This window comes from Streptomyces sp. NPDC087300 (genome assembly GCF_044744425.1).
In the GTDB taxonomy this organism is placed as follows: domain Bacteria; phylum Actinomycetota; class Actinomycetes; order Streptomycetales; family Streptomycetaceae; genus Streptomyces.
Genome location: NZ_JBIUYI010000011.1, coordinates 275741 through 293461, shown reverse-complemented (window position 1 = coordinate 293461; position 17721 = coordinate 275741). Strand labels below are relative to the sequence as shown.

The 17721-nt window shown below is 72.4% G+C and carries 15 protein-coding genes; 5 read left to right on the top strand and 10 right to left on the bottom strand.

Annotated elements, in window-relative coordinates; genetic code table 11:
- Positions 1-90: 90 nt before the first annotated feature.
- From ACIO9J_RS37240 to ACIO9J_RS37230, 3 genes are all read right to left on the bottom strand, one after another.
- Positions 91-1740, bottom strand: a complete 1650-nt coding sequence (locus ACIO9J_RS37240; RefSeq protein WP_402009363.1) for a von Willebrand factor type A domain-containing protein — start codon at positions 1738-1740, stop codon at positions 91-93.
- 177 nt (positions 1741-1917) lie between these two features.
- Positions 1918-2796, bottom strand: coding sequence for an ABC transporter permease (locus ACIO9J_RS37235; RefSeq protein WP_402009362.1), 879 nt, complete (start codon positions 2794-2796; stop codon positions 1918-1920).
- Positions 2793-5471 (bottom strand): alpha/beta fold hydrolase, encoded by a 2679-nt coding sequence (locus ACIO9J_RS37230; RefSeq protein ID WP_402009360.1) that lies wholly within the window; start codon positions 5469-5471, stop codon positions 2793-2795. The genes ACIO9J_RS37235 and ACIO9J_RS37230 overlap by 4 nt, the downstream gene beginning before the upstream one ends.
- A 110-nt stretch (positions 5472-5581) precedes the next feature.
- Here ACIO9J_RS37230 and ACIO9J_RS37225 point away from each other — a divergent pair, with 110 nt between their 5' ends.
- Positions 5582-5998: a GNAT family N-acetyltransferase gene (locus ACIO9J_RS37225; protein ID WP_402009359.1), complete on the top strand. Its 417-nt coding sequence runs from the start codon at positions 5582-5584 to the stop codon at positions 5996-5998.
- Here ACIO9J_RS37225 and ACIO9J_RS37220 read toward each other — a convergent pair.
- The 7 genes from ACIO9J_RS37220 to iolC form a co-directional block, all read right to left on the bottom strand.
- Positions 5991-7430, bottom strand: a complete 1440-nt coding sequence (locus ACIO9J_RS37220; protein ID WP_402009357.1) for an APC family permease — start codon at positions 7428-7430, stop codon at positions 5991-5993. The two genes, ACIO9J_RS37225 and ACIO9J_RS37220, sit on opposite strands and share 8 nt — an antisense overlap.
- A gap of 387 nt (positions 7431-7817) precedes the next feature.
- Positions 7818-8165, bottom strand: a complete 348-nt coding sequence (locus ACIO9J_RS37215) for a 5-carboxymethyl-2-hydroxymuconate Delta-isomerase (RefSeq protein WP_402009386.1) — start codon at positions 8163-8165, stop codon at positions 7818-7820.
- A 104-nt stretch (positions 8166-8269) separates the two neighbouring features.
- Positions 8270-9772 carry a CoA-acylating methylmalonate-semialdehyde dehydrogenase gene (mmsA, locus tag ACIO9J_RS37210; protein ID WP_402009355.1) on the bottom strand — a complete coding sequence of 501 codons (1503 nt, stop codon included), beginning with the start codon at positions 9770-9772 and terminating at the stop codon, positions 8270-8272.
- Between the two features lie 17 nt (positions 9773-9789).
- Complete coding sequence (gene iolD / locus ACIO9J_RS37205; protein ID WP_402009384.1) at positions 9790-11673, bottom strand: 3D-(3,5/4)-trihydroxycyclohexane-1,2-dione acylhydrolase (decyclizing); 1884 nt, start codon at positions 11671-11673, stop codon at positions 9790-9792.
- Between the two features lie 2 nt (positions 11674-11675).
- Complete coding sequence (gene iolB / locus ACIO9J_RS37200; protein WP_402009353.1) at positions 11676-12479, bottom strand: 5-deoxy-glucuronate isomerase; 804 nt, start codon at positions 12477-12479, stop codon at positions 11676-11678.
- A 30-nt stretch (positions 12480-12509) separates the two neighbouring features.
- A complete protein-coding gene (locus ACIO9J_RS37195) occupies positions 12510-13490 on the bottom strand; it encodes a deoxyribose-phosphate aldolase (protein WP_402009352.1) in 981 nt (326 codons plus the stop codon).
- Complete coding sequence (gene iolC / locus ACIO9J_RS37190; RefSeq protein WP_402009382.1) at positions 13490-14416, bottom strand: 5-dehydro-2-deoxygluconokinase; 927 nt, start codon at positions 14414-14416, stop codon at positions 13490-13492. Before iolC ends, ACIO9J_RS37195 begins: the two co-directional genes overlap by 1 nt.
- A 193-nt stretch (positions 14417-14609) precedes the next feature.
- On the opposite strand from iolC, the gene ACIO9J_RS37185 reads away from it, so the two are divergent.
- The 4 genes from ACIO9J_RS37185 (at position 14610) to ACIO9J_RS37170 (ending at position 17626) form a co-directional block, all read left to right on the top strand.
- Positions 14610-15509: a sugar phosphate isomerase/epimerase family protein gene (locus tag ACIO9J_RS37185; RefSeq protein ID WP_402009350.1), complete on the top strand. Its 900-nt coding sequence runs from the start codon at positions 14610-14612 to the stop codon at positions 15507-15509.
- Positions 15510-15598: 89 nt separating this feature from the next.
- Positions 15599-16504, top strand: coding sequence for a helix-turn-helix domain-containing protein (locus tag ACIO9J_RS37180; protein WP_402009380.1), 906 nt, complete (start codon positions 15599-15601; stop codon positions 16502-16504).
- Between the two features lie 466 nt (positions 16505-16970).
- A complete protein-coding gene (locus ACIO9J_RS37175) occupies positions 16971-17168 on the top strand; it encodes a helix-turn-helix transcriptional regulator (protein WP_402009348.1) in 198 nt (65 codons plus the stop codon).
- A 134-nt stretch (positions 17169-17302) separates the two neighbouring features.
- The gene (locus ACIO9J_RS37170; RefSeq protein ID WP_402009346.1) at positions 17303-17626 is read left to right on the top strand and encodes a heavy-metal-associated domain-containing protein; all 324 of its coding nucleotides are present in this window, start codon (positions 17303-17305) and stop codon (positions 17624-17626) included.
- Positions 17627-17721 lie beyond the last annotated feature (95 nt).

Below are 17721 nucleotides of genomic sequence, written 5' to 3'. Positions count from 1 at the left end.
GAGGGGGCACCTCCCTGCTCGAGCGAAGCCGAGAGCTTGGGGGAGGGCGTGCCAGACCCCGCGAGCCCGGCCTGATCCAAACGAAAGACCCTAGGTCCCCCGGCTCGGATCGATCTCTCCCCTGGGCCCGGTACCGCCGGGCTCGGGGGCGGCGCCGTTCGTGAGGCGGACGGCCTGTTCGACGGCGGTGGTCAGTTCGCGGACCGGCTTGCTCTCGGCCACGCGGTCCGGCAACTCGTGGGCACGCAGGGCGAGTTCGTCCAGTGAGGGCGTGTCGGGGAGTGCCTTCATGCTCTGGGGCCTCGGGTAGCCGTCGGTGCCGGAGCGCAGCCCGTCGGCGAAGTAGGCGGCGATGGCGGTGACTTGGAGCCCGCTGTCGGCCCGCCAGAGGTCACCTTCCAGGTCGGCGGCCTCGATGCCGGCCGACTCCTCGTGCGGGGCGCGGCTCTCCGGGTCCAGCCAGCGCACGCTCGCCGTGGCGAGGTGCCCGTCGGCGCCGGGCTTGGCCCGCACCGCGTAGAGCGCCGTCACCGTGTGGCCGGGGCCGATCTCGCCGCCGTCCACCGAGTCGTCGCGGAAGTCCTCGTCGGCGACCCGGCGGTCGTCGTAGCCGATGAGCCGGAACCGCTCGACGGTCTCCGGGTCGAAGGCGACCTGCGCCTTGGCGTCCCTGGCGCGCAGTTCGATGTGGGCGGGCAGCTGCTCGCAGAAGACCTCGCGGGCCTTCTCGATGTCCGAGACGTACGTGGTGTGGCCGTCGCCCTTGTCGGCGAGCCGCTCCATCAGCGCGTCGCCGTAGTCGCTGCCGACGCCGACGCCGAAGAGCGTGACGCCGTGCTCGCGGCGGGCGTCGGAGATCCGCTCCAGGATGGCGTCGGCGCTGGTCTCGCCCGTGTTGGCGAGGGCGTCGGAGAGCAGGACGACCCGGTTGGTGGCGCCCTGTTTCTTGCCGCGCACGGCGGTGTCGTAGCCGGTCGTGATGCCCGCTTCGAGGTTGGTGGACTGGGTGGGTTCGAGGCGGTCGATCGCCGCGTGCACCCGGGAGCGGTGCTCCCCCGTGTCGCCGAGGCGGGTCATCGGCAGGACCGTCTCCGCGGTGTCGCTGAAGGTGACGAGGGCGAGGGAGTCGTCGGGTCGCAGGCGGTCGGTCATGAGGCCGAGCGACTTCTTGACGAGGTCGAGGCGGCCGGGCTCCGCCATGGAACCGGACACGTCGATGACGAACGTGAGGGCGGCGGGCGGCCGTTCGGACTCGGCGTCGGCGGCGCGCGTGGCGAGGCCGACGCGCACCAGGGACCAGCCGTCGTCGCCGGTGCGGGCACCGTCCACGCTCACCGAGAAGCCGTCGCCGTCCGGCCTTTCGTAGTCCTGCCGGAAGCTGTTGACGAACTCCTCGGGGCGGACCGTGGCCGGGTCGGGCAGCCGCCCCTCGGCGAGCGTGCGCCGCGCGAAGCCGTACGAGGCGGTGTCCACGTCCAGGGCGAAGGTGGAGAGGTAGTCGGGCGGGGGCGCGCTGTCGCTCCGCTCGTCTTTCTGCGCGCCGTCGGGCCGTGCGGCGTCGCCCGTGCCGGGTGAGGCGGGGGCGGGCAGCGGTCCGCTGCCGCCTCCCCGGCTCCTGCCGTCGGCGGTGGCGCGGTCGCCGCCGCCTCCGCCGCTGCAACCGGTGAGCAGCAGGCCGCCCGTCAGGAGCGCGGCCAGCACGCCGTGGCGTATGTTCCGGGTCCGCGTGTCTGCCCGCATCCTGTCCCCTCACGTCGTCGGCTTTCCTGACTGTGACGTGAGGAGTGGCTCGAACGATCGCTCGGGGACGTTGCGGAACCGTCTCGATGCGGATACGGCGGCGCCGGCGCGGCGGCCCCGATGCGGCTCAGCGCGCCGCGGAACACTCCTCTCCGCGGGTGCGTCGTGGCGGGGCACTCACGACACCACGTCCTTGCGCGCGAACCCGCGGAAGGCCAGCGCGAAGAGCACCAACGCGTACGTCACCGAGACCGCGGCGCCCTGGATCATGCCGCCCCACTCCATGCGCGGCTGGATGACGTCCGCCCAGGCGAACTGCCAGTGCGCGGGCAGGAAGTCGCGCCAGTCGCCGAGGGCGGTGACCGCGTCGAGCACGTTGCCCACGATGGTCAGGCCGACCGCTCCGCCGACCGCGCCGAGCGGTGCGTCGGTCTTGGTGGAGAGCCAGAACGCGAGCCCCGCGGTGACCAGTTGGGAGACGAAGACGTACGCCACGACGATCACGAGGCGCTGGGCCGCCGTGCCCGCGGGGAGCACGCCGCCGGTCGGGATCTCCAGCGGTCCCCAGCCGTACGCCGCCGTGCCGACGATCAGCGCGACCACCGGGAGCAGCACCATGGCGGCGGCGCTGAGCCCGAGCGCGACGGCGAGCTTGGACCACAGCAGGCGGGCCCTGGGAACCGGCGCGGCGAGCAGATAGCGCAGCGATGACCAGCTCGCCTCGGAGGCGACGGTGTCGCCGCAGAACAGCGCGACGGGGATGACGAGCAGGAAGCCCGCCGACACGAACAGGCAGGTCGCGGCGAAGTTCGCGCCGGACGCGGTGGCCGTGTCCATCAGGGTCACCCGGCCGTCGCGCGAGTCGGGCGAGCCGCCCGCGACGGCGAAGGCGATGACGAGCACGACCGGCAGGAGCGCCATGACGGCGCCCATCACCAGCGTGCGCCGCCGCTTGAGCTGGCGGACCGCCTCGACCCGCAGCGGCAGGGTGCGGCCCGCGCGGTAGCCGGGGGCGGTGTCCAGCAGGCCGGTTCCGGTTCCGGTGGGCGCGCTCACGCGGCACCGCCTCCGATCAGGGTCAGGAAGGCGTCTTCGAGGCGGCGGTGCGGGCCCATGGACTCCACGGGCACTTCCAGGCGCACCAGTTCGGGCAGGAGCCGGGCGGCGCTCGCGCCCTCGGTGCCGTCGAGGCGCACCAGGAGCCCGTCGTCCGAGCGGACCGCGGAGGCCACTCCGGGCAGCGCGGCGACCTTGTCGACCAGCGGGTCGGGGATCTCGGCGGCGAGTCCGACGGACAGCGTGTCCCCGGAGCCGACGATCTCGGCGACCGGGCCCGCCTGGACGAGGCGGCCACGGTCCATGACCACCAGGTGCGTGCAGGACTGCTCGACCTCGGCGAGGAGATGGCTGGAGACGATGACCGTGCGCCCGCCGCGCGCGTACCGGATCATGACCTCGCGCATCTCGCGGATCTGCGGCGGGTCCAGGCCGTTGGTCGGCTCGTCGAGGATCAGCAGGTCGGGCAGGCCGAGCATGGCCTGGGCGATGGCGAGGCGCTGCCGCATGCCCTGTGAGTACGTCCGCACGGCGCGCGCGAGCGCGTCGCCGAGGCCGGCGATCTCCAGCGCCTCGTCCAGGTGGGCGTCGTCGGCGGGGCGGCCGGTGGCCTTCCAGTACAGCTCCAGGTTCTCCCGGCCCGAGAGGTGCGGCAGGAAGCCGGCGCCCTCGACGAACGCGCCGACCCTGGAGAGGACGGGCGCGCCGGGGCGGATCGCCTGTCCGAAGACGCGGATCTCGCCCGCGTCGGGCCTGATCAGGCCCATCAGCATGCGCAGGGTCGTCGTCTTGCCCGCGCCGTTCGGCCCGAGCAGGCCGAGGACCTGGCCCTTCTCGACGGTGAAGGAGACGTCCTTGACCGCGTACCGGTCGGTGGAGCGCGCGTACCGCTTGCTCAGGTCGGTGATCTTCAGGGGCACTTCGGCGAGTGCGGGGTCGGGCGCGGGCGCCGTGGTCCGCCTGCGTCCGGCGATCAGGAGCAGGGCGGCGAGCACCGCTCCGGAGGCCGGCAGCCACCACACCCAGGAGGGCAGCGGGGCGGCTGCGGTCTCCACGCCGGGCGCCGTCGGCACCGTGAGGCCGCTCTTGAGGGAGGCGGTGTACGTGGCGGGCGCGGCCGGCGAGGCATAGCCGAGGTCGGTGGAGGCGAGGGCGAGGCGCAGCTTGTGGCCCTTCTGCACCTCGTGGTCGACGGCGGGCAGCGTCAGCTCGACGTCCTTGCCCTGCCGGGTGCCCTCGACCCGTACGGGAGCGACGAGTTGGGAGGGCAGCACCTGCTGCTTGCCGCCCGGCCCCACGTCGTACACCTTCGCGAAGAGCACCGTGTCCTCGCTGGAGGACTTCAGATGGACGCGGACCGTGGGCGATCCGGTGATCCGCAGGTCCTTGCCGAGCGTCGCGGAGTCGAACTTCGCGTACTGACCCGGGAAGTCGAGGGAGACGCCGACGCCGAGCGAGGTGAGCCGGGAGAGGCCGCCGCCGCCGAGTCCCGGCAGGGCGGAGATGGCGGGCGGGCTGGCGCCCGCGGGGTTGTCGAAGGTCTGCTCGCGGCCGCCGAGCGCCACCTCGCGGGGGCCGCTGGAAAGGCCCGGGTAGCGGTCGCCGCTCGCGCCGCGCAGGGTGGCGGCGCCGTCGGTGGAGTCGATGCCTCCGGTGCGCGTGACGCGGAAGGCGGGGCCGGTGTCGGCGCTCTTGTCGTCCTTCAGATAGCGGTCGAACCAGGCGCCGACGCGCTTCTCCACGCGGCCGCGCTCGCTGTCGCCGCCGTCGTGGCCGCCCGCGATCCAGTCGACGGACACGGGCGCGTGGTTGGCGCGGATCGCCTTGGCCATGGCGTCGGCCTGGCCGAGCGGGAAGAGCGAGTCGGTCTGGCCCTGCGCGATGTACGTGGGCACCTTGATGCGGTCGGCGACGGCGGAGGGGCTGCGTCCGGCGAGCAGCTCGCGCGCCCGCTCGTCCGGCTTGCCCGCCTCCGCGACCCGGTCGTACATGGCGCACAGCTGCTTCTCGAACTGGTCGCAGCCGCCCCCGGTGTTGACGAAGAGACCGGCCCAGAGCTTCTTGAAGACGCCGTCGGGGAACAGGGCGTCCGCCAGGTTCCAGTACGTGATCTGGGGGGCGATGGCGTCCACCCGCTTGTCGTACCCGGCGGCGAGCAGGGAGACCGCTCCGCCGTACGAGGCGCCGGTGACGCCCACGCGCGGGTCGCCCTTCCCGTCCAGCTGGACCTCGGGGCGCTTGGCCAGCCAGTCGATCAGCCGGGACACGTCGGCGACCTCGCCCTTGGGGTCGTTGAGCCCGACCTTGCCCGTGGACCTGCCGAAGCCGCGCGCGGACCACGTCAGGACCGCGTACCCCTCCCGGGCCAGGTCTTCGGCCTGCTCGCGCAGGTCGGCCTTGCTGCCGCCGAAGCCGTGCCCGATGAGGACGGCGGGGCGCTCGGTGCCGCGGTCGCCCGCCGTGAAGTACGAGGTGTCGATCCGGACGCCGCCCCGGCCGCCGTCGGTGTCGATCATCAGGTCCGAGCGGTGCACGGCGGGCCCGTCGTCCGAGGCGACCGCCGTCCACGTGCCCGCGCCGGCCAGCACCGCGACGGCGGCCGCCGCGGCGAGCAGCCTGCGCCTGCCGTGCCGCGCGAGGGGCCTGAGCCTGACCCTGGGCAGTCGTAGATCCATGCCGTCAACCGTACGGGCGCCGACTGACATCCGGGGCAGCCGCCGGTCTGAACCCGTATGCCTCCCCCGGGAGTAGACTCCGCGCTCCGCGTACCGCGATCGTGGTACGCATGGAGATCCGCCGCGCGACGACCGTCGCCGAAGTGACCGCTGCCGGACACCTCTTCGACGGCCCGGCCCGCCCCGAGTGGGCGCGCCGCTTCCTCGACACCCCCGGCCACCACCTCTTCCTCGCGTACGAGGAGGGGGCGGACGTTCCGGTCGGGTTCATCAGCGGCGTCGAGACGATCCACCCCGACAAGGGCGTGGAGATGTTCCTCTACGAGCTCGCGGTCGCCGAGGAGCACCGCGGGCGCGGCACGGGCCGTGCCCTGATCCAGGCGCTCGCCGCGCTCGCCGAGGAGCGCGGCTGCTACGGCATGTGGGTGGGCGTCGACACGGACAACGACCCCGCGCTCGCGGCGTACCGCAGTGCGGGCGCGCGGGACGAGGGGGAGTTCTCCTCGCTCAACTGGTCGTTCAGGTGATCGGAAGCTCGTCCTCCGGAATGCTCACCAGCCACCGCGTCTCCCGCCGCGGCCGCAGGTAGAGCGCCCAGTACAGGGTGGCCGCGAGGACGATCCCGCCGGTCCACAGGAGGTAGGGCACCTCCTGCTGGCTGAGGATGTACGCGAGTACGGCGATGAGCACCACAGGGACCGCGGGCCACAGCGGCATGCGCCAGGCCGAGCGTCCACCGTGCGAGCCCCGCCTGGCGAGCAGCGCGGCGACGGCCACCAGGAGGTACATGCCGGTGACGGAGACGCCGGTCACCCCGTAGAGCGTGTCCAGGTTGACGAAGCAGAGCACGGCTCCGGGGACGCCCACCAGGAGCGTGGCCACCCAGGGGGCGCCGGTGCCGCCGAGGCGCGCGAGGGCCTTGTTGACCGGCGCGGGCCATGCCTTGTCGCGGGCGGACGCGAACAGGACGCGGGAGTTCTGGATGACCATGACGATGCCCGCGTTGATGATCGCGAGGGCCACGCAGAGGCTGACGAACGTGCCGACCGCCGAGTTCGACCAGGCCGTCACCATGCCGCTGATGTCGCCCTCGGTCAGCGCGGTCAGGCTCTCCGCGCCCATGGTGATCGCGATCACCGGGACCAGGATGATGACCGAGGAGATGGCGAGCGTGGCGAGGACGGTGCGGGCGACGTTGCGGCGCGGGTTCTCCAGCTCTTCGGAGAGGTAGACGGCCGTCGAGAAGCCCTGCGTGACGAAGAGCGCGATGGCGAGGCCGGAGACGATCAGCATGGCGGTGACGGTGTCGACACCGCCGGAGCCCGACCCGGAGCCCGACGCCACCGACAGGTCCACCAGGCTGGCGGGACCGCGCTCGGCGTGCGTGAAGCCGAGTACGGCGACCACTCCGGCCGCGATGACTTCGAGGACCAGGAAGATGCCGGTGATCCAGGCGTTGGCCCGCAGGTCGAGCAGGCCCGCGAGGGTCGCGAGGATCATGACGCCCGCGCCCGCGTAGGACGGGTCGAGATGGACGACGGGGGCGAGGTAGTCGGCCGTGCCCATCGCGATGACGGGCGGCACGATCATGACGACGAGCAGGGAGAGGACGAAGACCAGCCAGCCGGCCAGGCGTCCCGCCATCGTCGAGACCATCGCGTACTCGCCGCCCGCGCTGGGGATCAGCGTGCCGAGCTCCGAGTAGCAGAAGGCCACGCCGACGCAGAGCAGCGAGCCGATCGCGATGGTGAGCGCGGTGGCGGTGCCGAGGGTGGAGAAGAGGTCGGGCACGACCACGAAGAGCGTGGAGGCGGGCGTCACGCAGGACAGCGTGAGGAGGGTGCCTCCCACGACGCCGATGGAACGCTTGAGCTTCTGGTGGCCGCCCTGACCGGCCGGGGCCGCCGAGGAGGGGGCCTCGGTGGCGGCGGGCGTGGGCGGGCGAAGCGTATCGGTCATGGAGCGCGGTTCCGATCGACTCGTGCGGCAGGTGCTGCGGCCGGGAGCGCTATCGCCTCCGAAGGCTGTCGAGCTGTGTGTTCCAGTGACTCCCGGCGCGTCATCGAACCCCGGCGGTAACCGGAACGTCAACGGTCATTTGCCTACGGAATCCGCAGGTGCGCCAAGGCCCAAGTCGCCTGGCTTTCCCAAGAGTTTGCCCCCTGGTGTTGCAATGAGCATGAGAACACCAGAGATGACCTTGCCTTTACAGGCATATGAACTCGAATGCTTTAGCTGCCCGAATTGCGCCCTGTGCACGGGAACCGCAAAGGAGCCGTTAAAAAAGAAACGGCACCGTCCGGAATCCGGACAGTGCCGCCGCACCCTCGGTCACCCCGCCATGACTCAGTGCGTCGGATGCAGCCGGTACGAAGGGTCGAGGTCGCGGACCTCCACCGAGTACGTCGCGCCGTCGACGACCCCCGACAGGTGCTTGCCGAGCAGCGCGAGCACGTCCTCGGAGAGCCTCGCCTTCACGCCGCTCGTGCGCCCTTCGAGCAGACCCACGGTGACGTGTACGAAGGGGGCTTCGGGCCTGCCGTCCACGAAGGCCGCGGCGGGCCGGCAGAACGTCTTGCCGACCCCCACCGAGTCCACCCGCTCCACGACCAGCGGATGCAGCTCCGCCACCAGGGCGGGCAGATCCAGGACGCCGGACAGGGTGTCGGCGTAGTCGATGTCGATGTGCGGCATGCTCACGGCCTCTCATGTAGTGCACACGCATCGTAGAACGGTGAACCAACGGCAGAGCCCCCGGCCGGGGTGGCCGGGGGCTCGGGAGCCGGTGAGGGGGCGCCTCAGTGGTTGCGCGGGAAGCCCAGGTCGACCCCGGACGGCGCGTCCGACGGGTCGGGCCAGCGCGTGGTGACGACCTTGCCGCGGGTGTAGAAGTGCGTGCCGTCGTTGCCGTAGATGTGGTGGTCGCCGAAGAGCGAGTCCTTCCAGCCGCCGAAGGAGTGGTAGCCCACCGGTACCGGGATCGGCACGTTCACGCCGACCATGCCCGCCTCGATCTCCAGCTGGAAGCGGCGGGCCGCGCCGCCGTCGCGGGTGAAGATCGCCGTGCCGTTGCCGAACGGCGAGGCGTTCATCAGCGCCACGCCCTCCTCGTAGGTGTCCACGCGCAGCACGCACAGGACCGGGCCGAAGATCTCGTCCTTGTAGGCGTCCGCCGTCACCGGCACCCGGTCGAGCAGCGAGAGGCCGATCCAGTGGCCGTCCTCGTGGCCCTCGACGGTGTAGCCGGTGCCGTCGAGGACGACCTCGGCGCCCTGGGCCGCGGCGCCCGTGACGTACGAGGCGACCTTGTCGCGGTGGGCGGCCGTGATCAGCGGGCCCATCTCGGACGCCGGGTCGTTGCCGGGGCCGATCTTGATCTTCTCGGCGCGCTCCTTGATCTTGGCGACGAGCTCGTCGGCGATCGAGCCGACCGCGACCACGGCGGAGATGGCCATGCAGCGCTCGCCCGCGGAGCCGTACGCGGCGGAGACCGCGGCGTCGGCGGCCGCGTCCAGGTCGGCGTCCGGCAGCACCAGCATGTGGTTCTTGGCGCCGCCCAGGGCCTGCACGCGCTTGCCGTTGGCGGAGGCGGTGGTGTGAATGTACCGGGCGATGGGCGTCGAACCGACGAAGGAGACGGCCGAGACGTCCGGGTGCTCCAGGAGACGGTCCACGGCGACCTTGTCACCGTGCACGACGTTGAAGACGCCGTCGGGCAGACCGGCCTCGCTCAGCAGCTCGGCGATCTTCATCGACGCCGAGGGGTCCTTCTCCGAGGGCTTCAGGATGAAGGTGTTGCCGCACGCGATGGCCAGCGGGAACATCCACATCGGCACCATGGCCGGGAAGTTGAACGGCGTGATGCCCGCGACGACGCCGAGCGGCTGGCGGATGGACGACACGTCCACGCGGCTCGCCACCTCCGTCGACAGCTCGCCCTTCAGCTGCACCGTGATGCCGCAGGCCAGGTCGACGATCTCCAGACCGCGGGCGACCTCGCCGAGCGCGTCGGAGTGCACCTTGCCGTGCTCGGCGACGATCAGCTCGGCGATCGCGTCGCGATTGGCGTCGAGCAGCGCGCGGAACTTGAAGAGGATCGCGGTGCGCTTGGCGAGCGAGGAGGTGCCCCAGGTCGCGAAGGCCTCGCGGGCGGCGGCGACGGCCGCGTCGACCTCGCCGACCGACGCGAAGGCGACCTGCGTCGTGACGGCGCCGGTCGCCGGATCGGTGACCGGGCCGAACGTTCCGGACGCGCCTTCGACAGGCTTCCCACCGATCCAGTGATTGACGGTCTTCGTCATGACAAGCATCCCTACTCTCACAGGTGGCGGCGTCGGGCGGTGACGTGCCGGTCGTACTCTTCCCTGGCCTTGACCGCCGACGCTCGGGTCGCGGTCTCGGCCACGGGCACATCCCACCACGCCTGTGCGGGAGGCGGGCCCGACACTGTGTCTGCCGTTTCCGTCTCCACGTAGACACATGTGGGACGGTCTGCCCCGCGCGCTTCGCGCAGCGCCGCGCGCAGGTCACGGATGGTCTTGGCGCGCAGGACCCGCATGCCGAGCGAGGCCGCGTTGGCGGCGAGATCGACGGGCAGGGCGTCCCCCGTGTACGTCCCGTCGGGCGCGCGGAAGCGGTAGTCGGTGCCGAAGCGCTCGCCGCCGACGGACTCCGAGAGCCCGCCGATGGAGGCGTAGCCGTGGTTCTGCAGGACGACGACCTTGATCGGGACGTTCTCCTGGACGGCCGTGACCAGCTCCGTGGGGTTCATCAGATAGGTGCCGTCGCCGACCAGCGCCCACACGGGCCGGTCCGGCGCGGCGAGCGCGACGCCGATCGAGGCCGGGATCTCGTATCCCATGCAGGAGTAGCCGTACTCGACGTGGTACTGCCGCGCCGAGCGGGCCCGCCAGAGCTTGTGCAGATCGCCGGGGAGCGACCCCGCCGCGTTGATGATCACATCCTCCTCGGTCACCAACTCGTCGAGCAGGCCGAGAACTTGGGGCTGCGTCGGGCGTACGTCCGGTTCGTCGGTCGCGTACGCGGCGTCGACGCGCTGCTCCCAGCGCTCCTTGTCGTCCGTGTACTCGACGACGTAGGCGGGCTCGACGCGGTGGCCGCGCAGCGCGGCCGTGAGCGCCCGGAGTCCGGCGCGGGCGTCGGCGATCAGTGTGGCGCCCGCCAGCTTGTGGCCGTCGAAGGGCGCGATGTTGAGGTTGAGGAAGCGCACCCCTGGACGCTCGAAGAGGGTGCCCGACGCGGTGGTGAAGTCGCTGTAGCGGGTGCCGACGCCGATGACCAGGTCGGCGGTGCGGGCCAGTTCGTCGGCGGTCGCGGTGCCGGTGTGGCCGACGCCTCCGACGTCCGCGGGGTGGTCGAAGCGCAGCGAGCCCTTGCCGGCCTGGGTGGCGGCGACGGGAATGCCGGTCGCGTCGGCGAGCTCCCGCAGGGCCTCCTGCGCGGCGCTGTGGTGCACGCCGCCGCCCGCGACGATCAGCGGCCTGCGCGCCTCGCGCACCGCCCGCACCGCGTCGGCCAGTTCGCGCGGGTCGGGCGCGGGCCTGCGCACGGCCCAGGTCCGCTCGGCGAAGAACTCCTCCGGCCAGTCGTACGCCTCCGCCTGGACGTCCTGCGGCAGCGCGAGCGTGACGGCGCCGGTCTCGGCGGGGTCGGTGAGCACGCGCAGCGCGGCGAGGGCGGCGGGGATCAGCGCCTCGGGGCGGGTCACGCGGTCGAAGTACCGCGACACCGGGCGCAGGCAGTCGTTGACCGACACGTCGCCCGCGTAGGGCACTTCGAGCTGCTGGAGCACCGGGTCGGCGGGCCGGGCGGCGAAGGTGTCGCCCGGCAGCAGCAGGACGGGCAGCCGGTTGACGGTGGCGAGCGCGGCGCCGGTGACGAGGTTGGTGGCGCCGGGGCCGATGGAGGTGGTGACCGCGTGGGTGGAGAGCCGCCCCGACTGCCGGGCGTACCCGACGGCGGCGTGCACCATGGCCTGCTCGTTGCGTCCCTGGTGGAACGGCATCTCGTCGGCGTGCTCGACGAGCGCCTGCCCGATCCCCGCCACGTTGCCGTGCCCGAAGATGCCCCAGGTCGCGCCGATCAGCCGCTGCCGGTCGCCGTCCCGCTCGGTGTACTGCCGGGACAGGAAGCGCACGAGCGCCTGCGCGGTGGTCAGCCGGACGGTCCTCGTCGGGGCCATCGTCATTGATATCCCTCCGTGTGATCGGGGTGGAAGCAGATCCGCCACTCCCTCTCCTGACCAGGACCCGCCATCACATTCAGGTAGTACATCGCGTGTCCCGGCTGCGCGACCGAGGGACCGTGCCAGCCGTCGGGCACCAGGACCGCGTCGCCGGTGCGGACCTCGGCGAGGACGTCGGTGCCGCCTTCGCGGGACGGGAACACCCGCTGGTACCCGAATCCCCCGTCGCCCTCGATCTCGAAGTAGTAGATCTCCTCCAGCTCGGCCTCGACGCCGGGGCGGTGCTCGTCGTGCTTGTGCGGCGGGTACGAGGACCAGTTGCCGCCCGGCGTGATCACCTCGACGGCGATGAGCCGGTCGCAGTCGAAGGCGTCGGCGGACGCGAAGTTGCGCACCTCGCGGGCGCAGCCGCCGCTGCCCCTGGACTCGACGGGAACCTCCGGCGCGGAGCCGTAGCGGGCGGGGAGTCGACGCTCGCACTTCGCTCCTGCCAGGGCGAAGCGGCCTCCCGCGCCGGAGGCGATCTGGATCTGGGCATCCCGGGGAAGGTAGGCGAAGTCGCTGACTCCGCTGAACACGCTCTCCCGGCCCAGCAGTTCGATGATCTCGCCTTCCGCGTGCACCGTACAGCCGCCGGTCAGCGGCAATACGATCCATTCACTCTCACCGGTGGCGAACGCGTGCGTTCCGCCGGGCTCCAGTTCGACGACCCGCAGCCCGGAATAGGCCCAGCCGGCCCTCTTGGGGTCGATGTCGAGGGCGTACGGCCCCTCGGCCGCGCTCCCCTTCGGTACGTACGTCATGCACACCTCCGCAACGTTCCTACCCCCTGGCTAGAGCAGCCCTACCGCGGTGTCGACCGCCCCCGCCACGTCCCCGTCGGGCGGGTAGAGCAGCGCCCTGCCCGCGACGAGGCCCTGCACGGTGGGCAGTTGCAGGGCGCCGCGCCACTTCTCGTACGCGGCGTCCTGATCATCCCCAATGTCCCCGCCGAGCAACACGGCGGGGAGCGTCGAGGTCTCCATGACCCGGGCCATGTCGTCGGGGTTCTCGGTGACGGGGACCTTCAGCCAGGTGTACGCCGAGGTGCCCCCGAGGCCCGAGGCGATCGCGATCGACGTGCTGACGGCGGTCGCGCTCAGATCGTTGCGGACGGGGCCCGTGCCGCCGCCGTCCCGCCGGGACAGGAACGGCTCGACGAACACCGGGAGCCTGCGCTCCGCCATCGCGTCGACGGCACGCGCCGCGGAGTGCAGGGTCTCCAGGGACCCCGGGTCGGAGTGGTCGACGCGCAGCAGCAGCTTGCCCGCGTCGAAGCCGAGCCGCTCGATGTCCTCGGGCCGGTACCCCGTGAACCGGTCGTCCAGCTCGAAGGAGGCGCCCGCGAGTCCCCCGCGGTTCATCGACCCCATGACGACCTTGCCCTCCAGGGCGCCGAGCAGCAGCAGGTCCTCCAGGATGTCGGCGCTGGCGAGCACCCCGTCGACCCCGGGCCTGCCCAGCGCGAGACGGAGCCGCGCGAGCAGATCACCGCGGTGGGCCATGGCGAACGGATCACCCCCGACCCCGAGGGCCCCACGCGCCGGATGATCGGCGGCAATGACCATCAACCGCCCCCGCTCCCCGAGCAACGCCCGCCGCTCCCGCCGGGAAGCGGCTTCGAGGATGGCTTCGGGCTGCTGCACACGAGTACGACAGAGCGCGGCGACGTCGACCGGTCGCAGCCCCTCCGCAGCTGAAGAATCAAGCCCCTCCGGCGTTTGAGGAGCGGGGTCTGGGGCGGAGCCCCAGGAGCCCCGGCCGACATCAGCCATCACGTCACCGCCCCCGCATCCACCACCAAGGCGACCTCGCCCGAAAACGGCATGGCGGAAGAACACTCCAACCGCGAAGCGACGATCGCCCCCGCCGCATTGGCGTACCGCATCACCCGCTCCAACTCCCACCCGCCGAGCAGTCCGTGACACAGCGCCCCGCCGAACGCGTCCCCCGCCCCCAGCCCGTTGAGCACCTTCACCGGCAGCGGCGGCACCTCCACGGACTCGCCGGAGCGGTGCACGGCGAGAACCCCCTCGGGCCCCTGCTTCACGACGGCCAGCTCGACCCCCGCGGCCAGCAACGCCCGCGCCGCGGCGTGCGGTTCGCGCTCCCCCGTGGCGATCTCGACCTCGTCGAGGTTGCCGACGGCGACGGTGGCGTGGGCGAGCGCCGCGGCGTAGTGCGGCCGCGCCGCGGCGGGATCGGCCCAGAACATGGGCCGCCAGTCGAGGTCGAAGACCGTGGTCCCGCCCGACCGCGCCGCGAGCGCCGCCAGCGTCGCCGTGCGGCTCGGCTCCGCGCAGAGCCCCGTCCCCGTCATCCAGAAGATCCGCGCCGCCGCGATCGCGCCGAGGTCGAGCTCGGCCTCGTGGATCTCCAGATCGGGCGCCTTGGGCAGCCGGTAGAAGTACAGCGGGAAGTCGTCCGGCGGGAAGACCTCGCAGAACGTCACCGGCGTCGGCAGCCCCGCGACCCCGCTCACCCAGCGGTCGTCGACGCCGAACTCGCGCAGCGCCCCGTGCAGATAGGCCCCGAAGGGGTCCTCGCCGGTGCGGGTGACGACGGCGACGCGGCGCCCGAGCCGGGCCGCGGCCACCGCGACGTTGCTGGCCGAGCCGCCGAGGAACTTGCCGAACGTACTGACCTCGGCGAGCGGCACCCCGGCCTGCAGCGGATAGAGGTCGACCCCGATCCGGCCCATGGTGATGACGTCGTACGGATCGACGTCACGCCGATCGACGTCGTACGGATCGCTCACCCTGCACGTCCCCTCGTCGGGCCGGTCGCTCGTGTGCCCCCAGGTCTAATCCCGCCCCAGGAACCCTGTCAACATTTTGTCCTTACATTCGGACCAGTCCTTGACACTCTTCTCCGGCGGCCGGGAGGCTTTCGGCATGACGACGCTGTCACGCATCCGCATCGGTTCGGCGCCCGACTCGTGGGGAGTGTGGTTCCCCGACGACCCCCGGCAGGTGCCCTGGCGCCGCTTCCTCGACGAGGTCGCCGAGTCCGGCTACGAGTGGATCGAACTCGGCCCGTACGGCTATCTGCCCACCGACCCCGCCGTACTGACCGAGGAGACCGCGCGGCGCGGCCTCAAGGTCTCCGCGGGCACGGTCTTCACGGGTCTGCACCACGGCCCGGCCGTCTGGGAGAAGACCTGGGCGCACGTCGCGGACAACGCCGCGCTCGCCCAGGCCATGGGCGCCGAACACCTGGTCGTCATCCCGTCGTTCTGGCGCGACGACAAGACCGGCGAGGTCCTGGAGGACCGGGTCCTCACCCCCGCACAATGGCGCGAACTGACCACCCAGACCGAGCGCCTGGCCCACGAGGTGCGCGAGCGGTACGGGCTGCGCGTCGTCGTCCACCCGCACGCGGACACGCACATCGACAGCGAGGAGAACGTCACCCGCTTCCTCGACGCCACCGACCCCGGCCTCGTCTCGCTCTGCCTGGACACCGGCCACTACGCGTACTGCGGCGGCGACAGCGTCAAGCTCATCGAGACGTACGGCGAGCGCATCGGCTATCTGCACCTCAAGCAGGTGGACCCGGACGTCCTGGCCGAAGTGCGGGCTGACGAGGTGCCGTTCGGGCCCGCCGTGGCGCGCGGCGTGATGTGCGAACCGCCGGCCGGTGTGCCCGCCATCGAGCCCGTGCTCGCCGCCGCGCAGGGCCTGGGCGTCGAGCTCTTCGCCATCGTGGAACAGGACATGTACCCCTGCGAGCCCGAGCGGCCCCTGCCGATCGCCCGCCGCACCCGCTCCTTCCTCCGGTCGTGCGGCGCTTAGGAGGCCCGCAAGGACCGGAACCCTTCCGGGGGCCCGACGGGGAGTGGGAGGCCGCCCTCGCGCACCCGCACCCCCGGCTGCGGCCCGGTGTGCTCAGCTACCGCGGCTTCCGGTTCGCGACGGGCGGGCCCCGGCGCCGCCTCGAGGTGCCGATCGGCGCGGTGACGCTGCTGCTCGGATTCGCCGGGCCCGTACGGATATCCGGGCTCGACGACCTGGGGCCGGGGCGCACCGCCCCCGTCCGGCCCCCCGTCTCGCTCGTCTCGGTGCTCTCCGGGCTCGGCACCACCCCGGTGCTCGGCGAGCACGACGGGCGGCTCGCGGGCGTCGAGGTGCTGCTCAGTCCGTGGGCCGCGTTCCCGCTCTTCGGCACCGCGCTGTACGAACTGGCCGATCTGACCCTCGATCCCGACGCGCTCGGCGTCCGGCCGGGCCCCGGCCGCTGGGACAGCGTCGCCGAACTCGCCGACGCGCTGGGCGCGCTGCCCTCCTGGCCCGCCCGCTTCGCCCTCCTGGACGACGCGTTCATCCGCTGGTCCGCGGCGGGCCCGCCGCCCTCGGCGCGGACCGTGCGGGCGTGGGGCGAGCTGGTGCGCAGCGGGGGCACGGCGCCCGTCGCGCACCTCGCCGATGAAGTCGGCTGGAGCGTACGCCAGTTGGAGAACCGCTTCCGGGAGCAGATCGGCATCGGACCCAAGGCGGCGGGCCGGGTGCTGCGGTTGCAGCGGGCCCGCAGGATGCTCGCGGCGGGACGCACCCAGGCGGAGACCGCGGCGGCCTGCGGCTTCTACGACCAGGCGCATCTGAGCGGCGAGTTCAGGGCGATGACGGGCTGTACGCCGCGCCAGTTCGCGGCGGCGCGCGGCACCCCGCCCGTCGCCCGGAGCGGGCCGCCGTCCGCCGACCGGGTCGACGGGGAGCCCACCAGCCTGGTGCTGCCCGCGGGGGCCGCGGCGCGGGGTGCGCTTTTCTCCAAGACCGGCGGGCGCCGCTGAGGGCAGGCTGTGGCCCTTGAGCCAACGGGCGACGGGGGACCCGCTCGCCTTCCGTGCCGGGAACCGGGAGGCCGCGGGACAGCCGGTGGGCCGGGCCCGGCGCAGCGGGCCCGGTCCACCACGGCCCCCGCCGGGTGGGCGGAGGTCCCCGGGCCGCTGCGCGGCGGATGTCCCCCCACCCGGCCCGCCCGCTCCCCCGCCGCGCCCCGACACCGGGGGTGAACGTGCGCCTCTCGCACGCCGGAGCAACGCGCTGCCGTCATGCGTCGCTTACGTCACAAACACTCTCTTCCTGTCACACATGTCTCGTATACGCGGGTCTTGCGTCACAGGCAGTCGACAGAGGCTCTCCCATAGTCACTCTGCGTCGTTCACCGGGCACAGGCTGAGTGATCGCCGCGCGCAGCGCCCAGCTCCCCCGTCGGCCTTTCCGGTCGCCCTGGGTGCGCGCAGGGAGGTGCCACCGATGACCGACCGAAGGCTCTGGTCCTACAAGGAGATCGCCGCGCACATCCGGGTGCAGCCCGACACCGTGCGCTCCTACCGCAAGCACGGACTGCTGCCCGAGCCCGACCACGTGGAGGGCGGCAAGCCGTACTGGTACGCGGACTCCATCCGCGCCTGGGTCGCGGCCCGTCCGGGCAACCGGGGCCGCAAGGACTGACGTCGCGTCCGACCTCGTTGAGAAATACCCCCTAGGGGTATAGCCTGGTGAGTGTCAGGAGGTCCCCGGGACTCCGGGGCCCCCTCCTGCACGTTACGTCGCACCCGTATACCCGCCTCCCGGAGGAGAACGACATGAGCGCCCAGACCGAGCTCCCGCAGGCCGCGTCCGAGACGACCGGCTCCTGCTGCTCGCCCAGCGGTTCCTGCCACTCGGACACCGCAGCAGAGACGCCGCAGGGCGCCGTCACCGCGGTGTACGAGGTCAAGGGCATGACCTGCGGTCACTGCGAGGGCGCCGTGTCCGGCGAGATCTCGGAGCTCGCCGGCGTCACCTCCGTGACGGCCGTCGCCGCCACGGGTCTGGTCACCGTGGTCTCCGCGGCCCCGCTCGACGAGGCCGCGGTCCGCGACGCCGTCGACGAGGCCGGTTACGAGCTCGGTGGCGTCAAGTCCTGAGTCTGTCCCACGATTCGCCGGGTACTCCGGGCCCTGTGGTGTCGACGCCGACACCACAGGGCCCGCCGCCGTCCCACCACCCCGGAAGTAGTACG

Coding starts and splice junctions, on each gene's coding strand:
- ACIO9J_RS37240 (WP_402009363.1), bottom strand. CDS start 1,740: ATGCGGGCAGACACGCGGACCCGGAACATACGCCACGGCGTGCTGGCC.
- ACIO9J_RS37230 (WP_402009360.1), bottom strand. CDS start 5,471: ATGGATCTACGACTGCCCAGGGTCAGGCTCAGGCCCCTCGCGCGGCAC.
- ACIO9J_RS37225 (WP_402009359.1), top strand. CDS start 5,582: ATGGAGATCCGCCGCGCGACGACCGTCGCCGAAGTGACCGCTGCCGGA.
- ACIO9J_RS37220 (WP_402009357.1), bottom strand. CDS start 7,430: ATGACCGATACGCTTCGCCCGCCCACGCCCGCCGCCACCGAGGCCCCC.
- ACIO9J_RS37215 (WP_402009386.1), bottom strand. CDS start 8,165: ATGCCGCACATCGACATCGACTACGCCGACACCCTGTCCGGCGTCCTG.
- mmsA (WP_402009355.1), bottom strand. CDS start 9,772: ATGACGAAGACCGTCAATCACTGGATCGGTGGGAAGCCTGTCGAAGGC.
- iolD (WP_402009384.1), bottom strand. CDS start 11,673: ATGGCCCCGACGAGGACCGTCCGGCTGACCACCGCGCAGGCGCTCGTG.
- iolB (WP_402009353.1), bottom strand. CDS start 12,479: ATGACGTACGTACCGAAGGGGAGCGCGGCCGAGGGGCCGTACGCCCTC.
- ACIO9J_RS37195 (WP_402009352.1), bottom strand. CDS start 13,490: ATGGCTGATGTCGGCCGGGGCTCCTGGGGCTCCGCCCCAGACCCCGCT.
- iolC (WP_402009382.1), bottom strand. CDS start 14,416: ATGGGCCGGATCGGGGTCGACCTCTATCCGCTGCAGGCCGGGGTGCCG.
- ACIO9J_RS37185 (WP_402009350.1), top strand. CDS start 14,610: ATGACGACGCTGTCACGCATCCGCATCGGTTCGGCGCCCGACTCGTGG.
- ACIO9J_RS37175 (WP_402009348.1), top strand. CDS start 16,971: ATGACCGACCGAAGGCTCTGGTCCTACAAGGAGATCGCCGCGCACATC.
- ACIO9J_RS37170 (WP_402009346.1), top strand. CDS start 17,303: ATGAGCGCCCAGACCGAGCTCCCGCAGGCCGCGTCCGAGACGACCGGC.